This is a genomic window from Salmonella sp. SAL04213 (genome assembly GCF_046550535.1).
GTDB classification, from domain to species: Bacteria; Pseudomonadota; Gammaproteobacteria; order Enterobacterales; family Enterobacteriaceae; genus Salmonella; species Salmonella enterica.
The window spans coordinates 877,194-891,079 of the sequence record NZ_JBGDXS010000002.1 but is presented as its reverse complement, the minus strand read 5'-3'; the positions used below and the strand labels follow the sequence as shown (position 1 = coordinate 891,079).

Genomic DNA, 13,886 nt, shown 5'->3' with positions numbered 1-13,886 from the left:
AATGCCTAATAATTATCGTAATATAAACAACCGTGAATCAGTATAGGCCGCAATTTTTGATGATTCAACCGAAAATTGTTAGCGTGCTAATTACCAGCGGTTAACAAGCTTTTAGTGAGACTTGTCGTGGGCGACATTGGCATGAGGAAACCCAGTCTCAGCGCACTCTGCATGAGACTGCATTTTATAGCCTAACGCCGCCAGAACAACGGTAGAGAGCATTACGCTGGTGGTGGTCAGCAGCGGCGTGCTGATGAGCCATGAAACCACCAGGCTTGCCAGGAAACATAACCCCAGTTGCAGCGTATTTTGTAGCGCCGCAGCGCGCCCCGTGGCTTGAGGGAAAGGGCGTAACGCTTGCGCGACGACGATAGGGTAGATGGCGCCATTAGCAATCGCCATTACGCAGAAAGGAATCAGGATCTCCACCAGTGAGGCATTATTCAGAAGGCCCGCTCCCCAGGTGGCGATAACGCTCAGCGCATACAGCCCTAACAGCCACGGAAGCAATTGGTAGCCCTGCCATTTTTGTAGCGCCGCGCGGCAACCATATCCGCCAATCAGAAAAGCGATGGTTTGCGGAACATAGCTCAGGCCAATCACTGCCGGGCTGTAACCCATCGCGCTGAGAATAAACGGCGACCCTGTTAGCCACGCAAAAAAGCTGGCGGAACAGGCGGCATAAATCAGCACATTACCGCGATAGGTTTTAGAGCGTAACAACGTCGCGAAAGTGAGTTTATCCTGTCCCTCGGTACGCGCTTTTACCGATGGTTTTAAGCGCAGCGCTGGCAACATCAGCAACAACGTAATCACGAACAGAGTGGCGAAAATCGCCTGCCATGAGAAATGCGTCAGTATCCAGCTTCCCAGTAAGGGCGCAAGCGCCGGGGATAATCCCACCAGTGGCATGATAGTGGCGAAGATACGGTTAATTTTTTGCGAAGGATAATAATCGGTCACCAGCGCTTGCCAGATTACCGTTGCCGCACAAACGCCGACGGCCTGCACAAAGCGCAGCGTCAGCAGTGCTGCCGCGCTTTCTACCCACAGCATCCCCAGACTTCCGAGCGCAAAGATAGATAACCCCAGCAGTAAAATCGGTTTACGGCCATAACGATCCGATAGCGGTCCCCAAAGTAGTTGCGCGACGGCAAAGCCAGCTAAAAACAGGCTGAGGCTGGCGCTGACAGCGGCGGCAGGCGTTTGTAAATCCGCCTGTATGGCGGCAAACGCGGGCAGGTACATGTCCGTAGCCAGAAATCCCAGCACGCTAAGACCGGCTAACCAGACTAAAAAACCTTTTCCAGGTTGCATATTTGTTTCTCTTTCTTATCAGACAGACATTGTCGCAGAGTGTAGGGAGTGAAATTACGGTTGTGAAACGTTAATATTTGTCCAGTGAATTCAAAATTTTTGTAGGCAAATTATGTGGTCGGAATACTCGCTTGAAGTGGTTGACGCCGTGGCGCGCAATGGCAGTTTTAGCGCGGCGGCGCAGGAACTGCACCGTGTGCCTTCAGCAGTCAGTTATACCGTTCGTCAGCTAGAGGAGTGGCTGGCCGTACCGCTTTTTGTACGACGTCACCGTGATGTTGAACTGACGCCTGCTGGCGTCTGGTTTTTAAAAGAAGGGCGTTCTGTTATCAAAAAAATGCAGATCACTCGCCAGCAGTGTCAGCAAATTGCTAATGGCTGGCGCGGGCAGTTAGCTATTGCGGTGGACAATATCGTCAGACCAGAACGTACCCGGCAGATGATCGTCGATTTCTATCGCCATTTTGACGATGTTGAACTGCTGGTTTTTCAGGAGGTGTTTAACGGCGTCTGGGACGCGCTCTCCGACGGGCGTGTCGAACTGGCGATTGGGGCGACGCAGGCGATTCCGGTAGGGGGGCGTTACGCTTTTCGGGATATGGGGACCCTGAGCTGGAGCTGCGTAGTGGCAAGCGATCACCCGCTGGCGTCGATGCCTGGGCCGTTAAGCGATGATACCCTGCGCAACTGGCCGTCGCTGGTCAGGGAAGACACTTCGCGAACCTTACCGAAACGGATTACCTGGCTGCTGGATAACCAAAAAAGGGTCGTCGTACCGGACTGGGAGTCATCGGCAACCTGCCTGTCGGCAGGACTATGCGTGGGAATGGTGCCGACGCATTTTGCCCGACAGTGGATAGACAGCGGAAAATGGGTGGCGCTGACGTTAGAGAATCCGTTTCCCGATGCGGCCTGTTGCGTGACGTGGCAGCAAAACGAAGCCTCGCCCGCGCTGGCATGGCTGCTGGACTATTTGGGCGATAGCGAAACGTTGAATCGGGAGTGGCTGCGGGAGCCAGAAGAGGCTCCCGACAGTGGGGATTAACGCCGATAGTCGCGGAACGGGCCGTCAGCGACCGAGCGACGCTCAACCAGGCGTGGATGAACTTCAATAGACTGTGACTCTTCACGCTTATTGACGATGCGATCCAGTAGCATATTAAATGCGGTTTCGCCTAAAGAGTCTTTGGGCTGGTGAATCGTCGTCAGCGCCGGGGTAAAGAAACGGGCGTTACGCACATTGTCATAACCGATCACCGAAACGTCCTGCGGTACGCGAAGCCCCATTTCGTCAGCCGCGCAAAGCGCGCCCATCGCCATAATATCGCCGCCGCAGAAAACGGCGGTAGGGCGATGTGACTGCGATAAGATTTGCTGCATCGCGTGGTAACCGGATTCCGGCTCGAAGTCGCCCTGAACAATCCAGTTGTCCGGCACGTTGATCAGCGCCTCCTCCATAGCTTTCATAAAGCCTGCCAGCCGGCCCGCGCCGGTGTTGCGCTCCAGCGGGCCGGGAATAACGCCGATATCCCGGTGGCCGCGTTCAACCAGATAACGACCCGCCATATAGCCGCCTGCAAAGGCGTTATCAATCACCGTGTCGGTAAAATCGGCCTTCGCTTCACCCCAGTCCATCACCACCATCGGAATATGGCGATACTCTTCCAGCATGGAAAGCAGAGGTTCTGGATACTCAGAACACATCACCAGTAGGCCATCCACGCGCTTTTGCGCCATCATGGACAGGTAGGCGCGCTGTTTTTCCAGGTTATTCCAGGCGTTGCCTAAAATCAGCGTATAGCCTTTCTGGAAACAGTTTTTTTCAACTGCCTCGATAATTTCGGCAAAATAGGCCGCTTCGCTGCTGGTCGCCAGTAAGCCTATCGACTTGGTATGGTTAACCTTCAGGCTACGCGCGACGGCGCTGGGAGAGTAGTGCAGCTCTTTAATTGCCGCCCAGACCGCGTTACGCGTTTCTTCAGCGACAAAACGCGTTTTGTTAATTACGTGTGATACAGTTGTAGTGGAAACGTTTGCTCGTTTCGCTACATCTTTAATTGTTGCCATTACATTTCACTCCAGACCCTCGCTAAGCTCCTGAGAAACGCCAGGTAAACGTTTGCCTACACACACCCTAATCGCAACATCAGGGTTGCGGCACGCCGGAAAAACGACACGGAACGTCAGGAAGGGGTCAATGGCCGTTACGCTAATTCAGTAAGCCTGGAATTTTGTCTGATCTTGAGGAAAAGGGGAAGCGTTAAAAACAGTTATCAATATAAAACATGAGAGATTTTTGTGCGGGAATGTGCAAAAATGCGCTATATCACTTTTTGTGTGGGAATAAAAAGGAGAAAACTTGATGAGTACCGACCTGAAATTTTCGTTGATTACTACGCTGATTGTTCTGGGCGTGATTGTCGCAGGTGGATTAACGGCCGCTCTGCACTGATTTCCTCTCTTCTGAGGGTGGGCGTCTCCTCTATTCTATCCCTCTCTAAAACGCAGAAGGCGTACCTTCTGCGTACTCAGACTTATGCGGCGAGATTTTTCGCAACAAATTCCCAGTTAACCAGCGCCCAGAAATGCTCCAGATAGTTTGGACGGGCGTTGCGGTAGTCGATGTAATACGCGTGTTCCCACACATCAACCGTCAGCAACGGCGTTGCATCCGTAGTCAGCGGCGTACCGGCATTTGAGGTAGAAACGATAGCCAGTTTGCCATCAGCGCTTTTTACCAGCCATGTCCATCCGGAACCAAAGTTTTTGATAGCGGCATCGGTGAACTGCGCTTTAAATTCCGCGAAGCTGCCAAAAGATGCCGCGATAGCATCAGCCAGTTTCCCGGTCGGTTCGCCGCCAGCGTTTGGCGCCAGGCAGTTCCAGTAGAAGGTGTGGTTCCACACCTGAGCGGCGTTATTAAAGATACCGCCTTCGGAGGCGCGTACGATCTCTTCCAGCGATTTGCCTTCAAACGCCGTGCCTTTGATCAAATTGTTAAGATTGGTCACGTAAGTCTGATGATGTTTGCCATAGTGATATTCCAGCGTCTCAGCAGAAATATGCGGCGCCAGAGCATCTTTGGCATACGGTAATGCAGGTAATTCGAACGACATTGCTTCTCTCCTTATTATTAATATTGCGCACGCACAATAACCCTGGTGCGCGTAAGGATAGGGTAGCAAATTGAGAGGTGGCGCAAAAGAAGAAGTTATCCTGTCGTTAAACGACAGGATAAAATATTAGCGAATTGTTTTAGGCGTCATCACCCGACGAGCGCCGACATAATGACGTTGCCAGTACTCTTCGTTCAGTGAGGTGATCTTAATTTCCTGACCGCTGCGCGGGGACTGAATAAACTTACCGTTGCCGACATAGACGCCAACGTGATCGGCGGTGCCGCGCCCCTGCGTACGGAAGAACACCAGATCGCCGTTTTTCAACTCGCTACGCTCAATGGGCGCCGCGTCACGCAGGTGATACATCTCATTCGCCGTTCGGGGGATACGGATCTTCACTAAATCTTTATAGGCATAATAAACCAGACCGCTGCAATCAAAACCGGTGCGCGGCGACGCGCCTCCCCAGTGATACGGTTTACCAATCTGATTCATGAGTTTGGACATCGCGGTTTTCGTCGCTTTTTGTACTTTTGCACGATGCGCATCGGCAATAGAGACCGGCAATGTTCCTTTCCCCTTCACGCAGTGCGGCTTACGGCCTTTACGCGTCGTGCATTTTTCCGTTACGTCGAGGGCGGCGATTGACGTGGGCGCGGTTCTGTTACGACGATGCGTCGTATGACGAGATTTCGTGGAGGCGGTGGTACGTTTTGGCGTAGAAGCGGAAGAAGAACGGCTGGTTTTTGAGGTTTTTTTTACGTTTTTTTTGCTGTTTTTACTGATCTTTTTCGTTGTGCTTTTCTTTTTATCTGCCGTTTTCGTGACATGAGAAACAGCAGGCGTCGCTTTGGCTTGCCTGGAAGCATGGGCCATTGGCGTAAAGGGGAGAGTAGTAAAAAGTAAAGCACAGAGCGTGATCGAGATTTTGTTTATCCGCGCCACTGAGCAATCCTCTGTTAAAGGCAGGCGATTCATGCCTGCGTATGATTTACAAAACCTGATAATTCTAATCTACAAAAGCACAGATTGGTAATTGCTTTTGGTTTCTGAAGCTGTGTTTCGTTAACAGATGTAAAAAAATAGCAATTAATGCTAAACACAAACGCGTTATCTACAAATCACTGCTCGGCAACCCGCTTAAAAGATATTTTGTATACAACTTATTCCCGCAGACGGTAAAATAATAAGGCATGATGAAAATGTTATTTTCCGTTGCCAGCCTGACCCGTTACAATGACAGGCTTCGGTCGTAAAAGTAGTTTAAGGAAGCGAGACAATGAGCACCACTATCGAAAAAATTCAGCGCCAGATCGCTGAAAACCCGATTCTCCTGTATATGAAAGGTTCACCGAAACTGCCAAGCTGTGGTTTCTCTGCGCAGGCCGTTCAGGCGCTTTCAGCCTGCGGGGAACGTTTTGCCTATGTTGATATCCTGCAAAACCCGGATATTCGCGCTGAATTACCGAAATACGCCAACTGGCCGACATTCCCACAACTGTGGGTGGACGGCGAGCTGGTCGGCGGGTGTGATATTGTGATTGAAATGTATCAGCGTGGCGAGCTGCAGCAGCTTATTAAAGAAACTGCGGCAAAATATAAAACTCAGGAGCCGGACGCAGAGTAATCTGTGCAAGAGGAAAGCGACCTGTAAAGGTCGCTTTTTACCGCCATCGTGAGCAAGAGCGGCGTTGTTAGCCTCGTTATTTGTCCGTCGGCAAAGGTAACGGCCAGCCGCCCAGGCGCTTCCAGCGATTGACGATTTCACAAAACAGCACCGCTGTCCGCTCGGTATCATACAAAGCGGAATGGGCCTTTTCGCCGTCAAACTCCATACCTGCCGCCAGGCACGCTTTTGATAACACCGTTTGTCCCAGCGCCAGTCCGCTCAATGCCGCAGTATCAAAGGTGACGAACGGATGAAACGGGTTACGTTTCAGCGAGGCGCGCTCTGCGGCGGCCATCATAAAACTGTGATCAAAAGTGGCGTTATGCGCGACCATAATGGCGCGGCTACAACCGCTGTCTTTGATACCTTTACGCACCATTTTGAAAATAGCGTGTAGCGCCTCATATTCACTCACCGCGCCGCGTAGCGGGTTAGAGGGATCGATACCGTTAAACGCGAGCGCTTCCGGCTGTAAGTTGGCTCCAGCGAATGGCTCCACATGGAAATGCAGCGTCATGTCCGGCATCAGCCAGCCTTGTTCATCCATTTTCAGCGTGATGGCGGCGATTTCGAGCAGCGCATCGGTTTTAGCGTTAAATCCTGCAGTTTCAACGTCGATGACGACAGGATAAAAACCACGAAAACGGTCGCACAGACCGGAAAGTTGAGCGTTATCGGACATCTGAGTCTCTTAATACGAAAAAATGCAGCGCGTATTATGGCAAATTTTACGCCGGGATGCAGTAAAACAACGGGCGCAGTGACCTGCGCCCGGCGGGGGATCAGTTACCCAGACCGCGGCCTGCGTCTTTAGCTTCAATCAATTCGATTTTATAGCCATCCGGATCTTCAACGAAGGCGATGATGGTCGAACCGCCTTTTACCGGCCCCGCTTCACGGGTCACGTTGCCGCCGTTCTGACGAATGCGTTCACAGGCTTCAGCAGCATTGTCAACGCTCAGCGCGATATGCCCGTACGCATTGCCCATGTCGTAGCTCTCAACGCCCCAGTTATAGGTTAGTTCGATGACCGCTTCTTCCGTTTCCGGACCATATCCCACAAAGGCCAGCGAGTATTTGTATTCCGGATTCTCACTGGTACGCAGCAATTTCATGCCCAGAACGTTAGTGTAAAAAGCGATGGAACGCTGCAAATCGCCGACGCGCAGCATAGTATGCAATAAACGCATTTTCGTTGTCCTTAAAATAGTCAAGATATTCAAAGTATAGCGGCGATGTGAGGCCGCTATCAATGAAATTACAGAGTAGGGTAGTCAGTGTAGCCTTCCGCGCCGCCGCCATAAAAACTTTCGGGACGCTGTGGATTAAGTTCCGCTTTACGTTGCAGACGCGCCACCAGATCCGGGTTAGCGATGTAATCGCGACCAAACGCCACGGCGTCAATCAGCCCTTTTTCGATCAGATCTTCCGCTTTTTCTGGCGTATAGGCGCCAGCGCCGATGATGGGACCGTGGAAACGCGCGCGCACTTTTTCACGGAACGCGTCGCTGTACGGTTCGCCGCCCGCCCAGTCTGGTTCAGACATATGCAGATAAGCGATGCCGCGTTTGCCTAACGCTTCAATCAGATAAAGGGCGTCAGCTTCTTCATTCGGGCCGTTATCGACATTCTGGAAAGTGCCGACAGGAGAAAGGCGGATGCCGATACGGTCCGCGCCCCATTCCTTAATGCCGGCATCAACCACCTCCAGCACCAGACGGGCGCGATTCTCTACGCTGCCGCCGTACTGATCGGTACGGTGATTAGAAGACGGTGAGAGGAACTGGTGCAGCAGATAACCGTGCGCGGAGTGCAGCTCCACCAGATCGAAGCCTGCCTCTCGGGCATTGGCGATAGCCTGGCGGAAATCGTTGACGATCCCGGGGATCTCGTGAGTATCCAGCGCGCGCGGCGTGGAAGTCTCTACGCGGATGGCCTGACCGTTTTCGTCACGCAAAGAGGTGCGGGTTCCCGCATTGATAGCGGATGGCGCGACGGGCGCTTGTCCGCCTGGTTGCAGGCTGGCGTGTGAAATACGGCCCGTATGCCACAGTTGCACCGCCATATGGCCGCCCTGGGCATGGACTCCCTGAGTGATTTTTTTCCAGGCGGCGATCTGCTCATCGCTGTGTAATCCCGGTGCGCCGGCATAGCCTTTCGCCTGTGCGGAGATTTGTGTGGCTTCGCTGATGATCAATCCGGCGCTGGCGCGTTGACGGTAATATTCCGCCATTAACGGCGTAGGAATGTCGCCCGGTTCAATACTCCGCAAACGCGTCAAAGGCGCCATAAATACGCGATTTGTCGCCGTGATGGCACCCACCTTGAGGGGGGTAAACAGTTTTGCTGATGACATAGTGGCTCCTGATATAAGTAGACCGGTCGTCTTGTAATAAAGGAAATAAAAACGCCTGTTACTGCTCAGGCGTTGCAATGATGGTCTTAACATGCGCCAACGCATTTTCCAGCGGCGCGGCGCTACGGGATATTTTGGCCTGCAAATTGGCGCCCAGCCACAGGGCATAAAGTACCTGCGCCTGTGGCAACGGCTGGCCGGTGAAATGTAAACAGTGGCTATTACGGCCATCTTCCAGCGCGCGTGCAAGCAGTGCCATGATCTCCTGCGCTCCTTTATCCATCGTAGAGCGCATATCCTCCGACAGATCGCAGACCTCCGCTGACAGTTTCACCGTCAGGCAACCGCTAATGGCGCCTTGCTGGCAAAACTGCTTTAACGTTTCCTGATACCAGGCGAGAAGACGATCGCGATGATTACCGGGACCGGAGGTGAAGTGCGCCATAAGACGCTGATGATAGCAGGCGTAATGTCGCTCAAGCATGGCGACGCCGAAGGCTTCTTTCGAGCGAAAGTAGTGATAAAACGACCCTTTAGGCACCTGGGCGGTTTTGAGCAATTCGCTAAGCCCCATGCCGGTAAAACCCCGTTGCATACAAAGCTGCTCGCCGGTGGCCAGCAGATGTTTGCGGGTATCGTGTTCGGTTTGCTTATTCATGACAGGCAGTATAGTAGACCAGTCGGTCTACTACAAGCAGAGTTGCCATAATGTCAGTTAGCGTCTTCAATAGTCATAAGCGTCAAACGTTGAGGAGGGGATGTGGCCGAGCAGTTGGAGTTTTTTCCTGTAGCAAGCCCATGTCGCGGTATCTGCCAGTCTGATGAGCGTGGCTTTTGTCGGGGATGTATGCGCAGCCGCGACGAACGGTTTAACTGGCAAAAAATGAGCGATGCCGAGAAACAAAATGTACTGCGGCTTTGTCGCCAGCGTTTCTTGCGTAAAATACGCGCAAATAAGCCTCTCCCATCGGAAGATCCTCAACAACCTTCACTCTTTTAAACGCGGAATTGCGTATACTCAACCTCATTATTCTCTATGAGGAATCTGTTATGGTTCAGCGTGTCACCATCGCTCCACAAGGCCCGGAGTTTTCGCGTTTTGTCATGGGTTACTGGCGTTTGATGGACTGGAATATGTCCGCGCGTCAGTTAGTGAGTTTTATCGAAGAACATCTGGATTTGGGCGTCACCACCGTTGACCATGCGGACATTTATGGCGGTTATCAGTGCGAAGCGGCGTTTGGCGAGGCGCTAACGCTGGCGCCGCATTTGCGGGAAAAACTGCAAATCGTTACCAAATGCGGTATTGCGACCACCGCCAGAGCGGAAAATAGGCTCGGTCATTATATTACCGATCGCCGCCATATTATTCTGAGCGCCGAACAGTCATTAAAAAATCTGGCGACAGATTATCTGGATATGTTGTTAATTCACCGTCCCGATCCGTTAATGGATGCGGATGACGTCGCCGAGGCGTTTCAACATCTGCATCAAAGCGGCAAAGTGCGCCATTTTGGCGTTTCTAATTTTACGCCAGCGCAATTTACGTTGCTGCAATCGCGCCTGCCGTTCACCCTGGCGACCAACCAGGTGGAGATCTCGCCGGTTCACCAGCCTTTGTTGCTGGACGGCACATTAGATCAATTACAGCAACTGCGTATTCGTCCGATGGCCTGGTCATGTCTTGGCGGCGGTCGGCTGTTTAATGATGAGGCTTATCAGCCGTTGCGCCAGGAACTTTCCGTTATCGCGCAAGAACTCAACGCCAGTTCTATTGAACAGGTGGTCTATGCCTGGATTTTACGTTTGCCGTCGCAGCCGCTGCCGATTATTGGCTCGGGTAAAATCGAACGCGTACGCGCCGCACTAGAAGCGGAAACGCTGTCATTGTCGCGTCAACAGTGGTTCCGAATCCGCAAGGCGGCACTGGGTTATGACGTGCCGTAATCGCCAACTCGTTGACTTTCCGTTCATGTTTTCGCCAGTGGTTTACACTTAACAGGCGACCACATGTAACGGAGGTTTTATGAAGCGATTAAGTTTAGCGATGGTGACGCTGTTGGCCTGTGCGGGTGCGCAGGCCAACAGCGAGAAAGTAGAGATGAACCTGGTGACGGCGCAAGGCGTAGGACAGTCTATCGGCACCGTCGTCATCGATGAAACCGAAGGTGGCTTAAAATTTACCCCACACCTTAAAGCGTTGCCGCCGGGCGAGCATGGTTTTCACATTCATGCCAACGGTAGCTGCCAGCCCGCGATTAAAGACGGCAAAGCGGTTGCCGCAGAAGCCGCTGGTGGTCATCTGGACCCACAAAATACCGGCAAGCATGAAGGACCGGAAGGCCAGGGGCATCTGGGCGACCTCCCGGTGTTAGTCGTTAATAATGATGGTATCGCCACCGAACCGGTTACTGCGCCGCGTCTGAAGTCTCTTGATGAAGTGAAAGATAAAGCGCTCATGATCCATGTGGGCGGCGATAACATGTCCGATCAGCCGAAACCGCTCGGCGGCGGCGGAATGCGTTACGCCTGCGGCGTCATTAAATAACCTGGAGCCAGCGTTCCCTGCGCTGGAGCCTGTTCCAGCTGCGACAGCGAACAGTGTAAGCGCCAGATAATCGCCGCCAGCTCATGCGCGGCGGGTTGATGATGATGTGCGAGCGTGTCGCAGATACGCTGTAGTTCCTGTAGCGTGACGGCAAGCGGGCGTTGCTGCACGCCGCGCTCGCTCATCACATCGCGCAGCAGGGATATACAAATATCCCGCACCCGGGAAAGCGGATCGGAACGCGACTCCCAGGCGCGCAGCTGCCACACCACATGCGAGCAGTTCAGCAGTACCACTCCCCAACGTAATAACCACCGGCGCGCCAGCGCATCCTGGCTATTGCTGAGCTGACTGACGTGATGATAGGTCAGCGACTCAAACTCGCTTTCGCTATGGGAAGGGTGACGGCTAAGCTGATCGACGAAATCCCGGCGTAGCGCGCGGATATGGCGGCGGCTTTTTACGGCATCGGAACCGGGGCGCAAAATCGCAAACGCCAGCCAGGAAATCGCGACGCCGACGATCTTGGCGGTATTATCGTTAAGGAAGTCGGCGAAGTCGTACACCGGCGGATTGGTCACGGCGATGAATGAGCCCATAAAAACGATAAGCTGCCCCCACAGTCCCGCCAGCTTAGGCATCTGCAGTTTAAGCAGTTGCATCGTGACGAACAGCGGAAAAAGGAAAAGCAAGAATTGCCACAGATCGGTGATTTGCACCATCAGGCCAAATTTCACCACGAAGCTGAATAAGGACAGCAGCACTAAAGTACGCATCAATAAGGTGAGCGACTTAAACGGCGTGGCGACGATGGAGTAGAGGACGCAACTGATCGCCGCCAGGGTTAATGCGCCGGGCCCGGATTCCCATTGCGCGCCAATACTCCAGGCGCCAATTACCGTGAGCGTGCAAAAGGTACGCACGCCGCTCCAGATGGCCTCTGCGTTATCCGTATGCCGAGCAAGGCCGGGAGTGCGGCGGATATGGATTTGATCTACCGGCGCGCCGCTTTCGATCAGATATAACTGACGGCTGCTGCGCAGATATAAGTGGCAAAAATAGCGTAATCGCTGCCAGAACGCGAGGTGACGATAATCCTGTTCATCCTGCGGGCGTAGCGGCGCAATAATCCGCGCCACGGTGTAGCTGTCCGCGCGCGGTTTTGCCAACTCAGCTAAGAGTTGTTCAATGACTTCGCGGCTGTTTTCCGGCGGCGTCGGCCAGTTTAAAAGCATTCTACGCAGACTGGAGATCACGCTGGTTAGCCGTAATTGCTGGTGTAATAATGCATTTAGCAATGCATTCTGGCGGCGAAAACGGTAGTGACTCCAGAAGGCCTGAATACGCAGCAGGTTCATGGTCAGGATTTGCCCAATCACGCCCTCATGCGCGGAGCGGATAGCGTCGGTAGTCTCCGGCTGCCACAGTAGACTGGCATGTTCCAGCAAGCGCGCATGCATGTTTTTCAACGCGGTGAGCAGGGCAGTGCCATCCGATGTGCTGGGTAGGATCATCATCATCATGCCGCCACAGAGGATGCCGACGATAACTTCACATACACGTGCCTGGGCGATATCCCACAACTGCGTGATTTCTACAATATTAACCATCGGGAACGCGATGATCGCCGCCGTGTAGCCGGACAACTGGAAAGCATAAGCGACATTATTGGTAAAATGCGCGCAGGCCCAGGTACAAAAACCGATCCAGGCGGCCATGCTAAATAAGAACAACCAGGGTTCATTCAGCGTATGGCCGGCAATAATCAACGCGGCGGTCGCGCCGAGTAAACTCCCGGCAATACGCCCCAGACTTTTACTGATTACGCCGCCTACGGTCGGAAAGCTCACCACTGCGGCCGAAGTCATCGCCCAGTAGGGCTCATCCAGATTGAGATAATAAGCGAATGTCAGCGCGAGACACATGGCAATGGTATTGCGCAACGCGTAACGCCATTGGCCGGAGGTCGCTTTAAACCAGGGCGTATTTCGCAGGGCCGGCAGGGAGAGTTTCATTACCGCTGTCCAATGGCTACGCTGCAGGTAGTGCCGGAGACGAGCGTGATATCCTGCGGCAAAGCGTCAAATTCGATACGTACCGGTACGCGTTGCGCCAGACGTACCCACGGTACGTTGGGTTTGATATCGGGCACTAAACCGGAGTCACTTTCTACGCTTTGGTCGTAAATAGCGCGCCCGATACTGCCAACGTGACCCTGTAACTTAACATTGCCACTATACAGTGTTATTAATGCAGGCTCACCTTCGCGGATATGGCGTAGTTTGGTTTCTTCGAAATATCCCATTACATAAAATGAATGGCTATCTACCAGGGCGAAAAGTGGCTTACCGGTACTGGCATAATCACCGGTACGCGTGGAAAGGTTGGTCACCCAGCCGGATACCGGCGCTTTTACTTCCGTCTGGCTAAGCTGCCACTGCGCCTGTTTTAACGTCGCCAGTGCGACATCTACGCTGGCCTGCATCGCTTTAACATTCAGATTGGCGCTATCCAGATCTTCAGCAGAGATGTAGTTACGCGATAAATGTCGACGTCGATCGGCTTCATTATTCGCTTTCGCCAGATCGGACTGCGCTTTGGCCAACTGCGCCTGCGCGTTAAGTTCTGCAATATGGAAGGGCGTTTTATCAATGACAAAAAGAACGTCCCCGGCGTTGACGAACTGATTATCTTTGATATTGAGTTGGGTAATGCTGCCAGAAACCTGCGGCGTTACGCTGACCTGTTCCGCGCGGATTTTACCATCGCGCGTCCATGGCGATTGCATATAGTAATTCCATAACCACCACGCGGCCAGAACGGCGACAACGGCGACAATGAGAGTAGAAAAATATTTTATTGTTTTTAACGACATAT

Annotated in this window: 16 protein-coding genes; 6 read left to right on the top strand and 10 right to left on the bottom strand. The window is 52.9% G+C overall.

What is annotated here, in order from left to right:
* Positions 1-111: 111 nt before the first annotated feature.
* Positions 112-1,317: a purine nucleoside transporter PunC gene (gene punC / locus ACLJPQ_RS09195; protein WP_001182318.1), complete on the bottom strand. Its 1,206-nt coding sequence runs from the start codon at positions 1,315-1,317 to the stop codon at positions 112-114.
* 112 nt (positions 1,318-1,429) lie between these two features.
* On the opposite strand from punC, the gene punR reads away from it, so the two are divergent.
* Positions 1,430-2,362, top strand: a complete 933-nt coding sequence (punR, locus tag ACLJPQ_RS09190) for a DNA-binding transcriptional activator PunR (RefSeq protein ID WP_000269523.1) — start codon at positions 1,430-1,432, stop codon at positions 2,360-2,362.
* On the opposite strand, the gene purR is transcribed toward punR, so the two are convergent.
* Positions 2,359-3,384, bottom strand: a complete 1,026-nt coding sequence (gene purR / locus ACLJPQ_RS09185; protein ID WP_000190992.1) for an HTH-type transcriptional repressor PurR — start codon at positions 3,382-3,384, stop codon at positions 2,359-2,361. The two genes, punR and purR, sit on opposite strands and share 4 nt — an antisense overlap.
* Positions 3,385-3,679: 295 nt before the next feature.
* Between purR and ACLJPQ_RS09180 the strand changes: the two genes are divergently transcribed.
* The gene (locus tag ACLJPQ_RS09180; protein ID WP_000102277.1) at positions 3,680-3,769 is read left to right on the top strand and encodes a YnhF family membrane protein; all 90 of its coding nucleotides are present in this window, start codon (positions 3,680-3,682) and stop codon (positions 3,767-3,769) included.
* Positions 3,770-3,851: 82 nt separating this feature from the next.
* Here the strand turns inward: ACLJPQ_RS09180 and sodB are convergent, their stop codons facing one another.
* Both sodB and ACLJPQ_RS09170 read right to left on the bottom strand, forming a co-directional pair.
* Entirely contained in the window at positions 3,852-4,433 is a 582-nt protein-coding gene (sodB, locus tag ACLJPQ_RS09175; protein WP_000007294.1) for a superoxide dismutase [Fe], read from the bottom strand.
* A 126-nt stretch (positions 4,434-4,559) separates the two neighbouring features.
* Entirely contained in the window at positions 4,560-5,381 is an 822-nt protein-coding gene (locus ACLJPQ_RS09170; protein ID WP_001747632.1) for a C40 family peptidase, read from the bottom strand.
* A 334-nt stretch (positions 5,382-5,715) separates the two neighbouring features.
* Between ACLJPQ_RS09170 and grxD the strand changes: the two genes are divergently transcribed.
* Positions 5,716-6,063, top strand: a complete 348-nt coding sequence (gene grxD, locus ACLJPQ_RS09165; RefSeq protein WP_000108176.1) for a monothiol glutaredoxin 4 — start codon at positions 5,716-5,718, stop codon at positions 6,061-6,063.
* Positions 6,064-6,139: 76 nt separating this feature from the next.
* Here the strand turns inward: grxD and rnt are convergent, their stop codons facing one another.
* From rnt to ACLJPQ_RS09145, 4 genes are all read right to left on the bottom strand, one after another.
* The gene (rnt, locus tag ACLJPQ_RS09160) at positions 6,140-6,787 is read right to left on the bottom strand and encodes a ribonuclease T (protein ID WP_001282267.1); all 648 of its coding nucleotides are present in this window, start codon (positions 6,785-6,787) and stop codon (positions 6,140-6,142) included.
* 100 nt (positions 6,788-6,887) lie between these two features.
* Complete coding sequence (gloA, locus tag ACLJPQ_RS09155) at positions 6,888-7,295, bottom strand: lactoylglutathione lyase (RefSeq protein WP_001237787.1); 408 nt, start codon at positions 7,293-7,295, stop codon at positions 6,888-6,890.
* Between the two features lie 68 nt (positions 7,296-7,363).
* Entirely contained in the window at positions 7,364-8,461 is a 1,098-nt protein-coding gene (locus ACLJPQ_RS09150) for an alkene reductase (RefSeq protein WP_000092928.1), read from the bottom strand.
* Positions 8,462-8,519: 58 nt separating this feature from the next.
* Entirely contained in the window at positions 8,520-9,119 is a 600-nt protein-coding gene (locus ACLJPQ_RS09145) for a TetR/AcrR family transcriptional regulator (protein WP_001041832.1), read from the bottom strand.
* Positions 9,120-9,221: 102 nt separating this feature from the next.
* Here ACLJPQ_RS09145 and ACLJPQ_RS09140 point away from each other — a divergent pair, with 102 nt between their 5' ends.
* The 3 genes from ACLJPQ_RS09140 to sodC2 all read left to right on the top strand — a co-directional run bounded on the left by ACLJPQ_RS09140 (position 9,222) and on the right by sodC2 (position 11,009).
* The gene (locus tag ACLJPQ_RS09140) at positions 9,222-9,461 is read left to right on the top strand and encodes a DUF1289 domain-containing protein (RefSeq protein WP_001538148.1); all 240 of its coding nucleotides are present in this window, start codon (positions 9,222-9,224) and stop codon (positions 9,459-9,461) included.
* Between the two features lie 50 nt (positions 9,462-9,511).
* Complete coding sequence (locus ACLJPQ_RS09135; protein ID WP_000250721.1) at positions 9,512-10,408, top strand: aldo/keto reductase family oxidoreductase; 897 nt, start codon at positions 9,512-9,514, stop codon at positions 10,406-10,408.
* 79 nt (positions 10,409-10,487) lie between these two features.
* A complete protein-coding gene (gene sodC2, locus ACLJPQ_RS09130) occupies positions 10,488-11,009 on the top strand; it encodes a superoxide dismutase [Cu-Zn] SodC2 (protein ID WP_000826828.1) in 522 nt (173 codons plus the stop codon).
* Here the strand turns inward: sodC2 and ACLJPQ_RS09125 are convergent.
* Both ACLJPQ_RS09125 and ACLJPQ_RS09120 read right to left on the bottom strand, forming a co-directional pair.
* Positions 10,985-13,024, bottom strand: a complete 2,040-nt coding sequence (locus ACLJPQ_RS09125; RefSeq protein ID WP_000777635.1) for an FUSC family protein — start codon at positions 13,022-13,024, stop codon at positions 10,985-10,987. The two genes, sodC2 and ACLJPQ_RS09125, sit on opposite strands and share 25 nt — an antisense overlap.
* Positions 13,024-13,884, bottom strand: a complete 861-nt coding sequence (locus tag ACLJPQ_RS09120; RefSeq protein WP_001538147.1) for an HlyD family secretion protein — start codon at positions 13,882-13,884, stop codon at positions 13,024-13,026. Before ACLJPQ_RS09120 ends, ACLJPQ_RS09125 begins: the two co-directional genes overlap by 1 nt.
* Between the last annotated feature and the right edge of the window lie 2 nt (positions 13,885-13,886).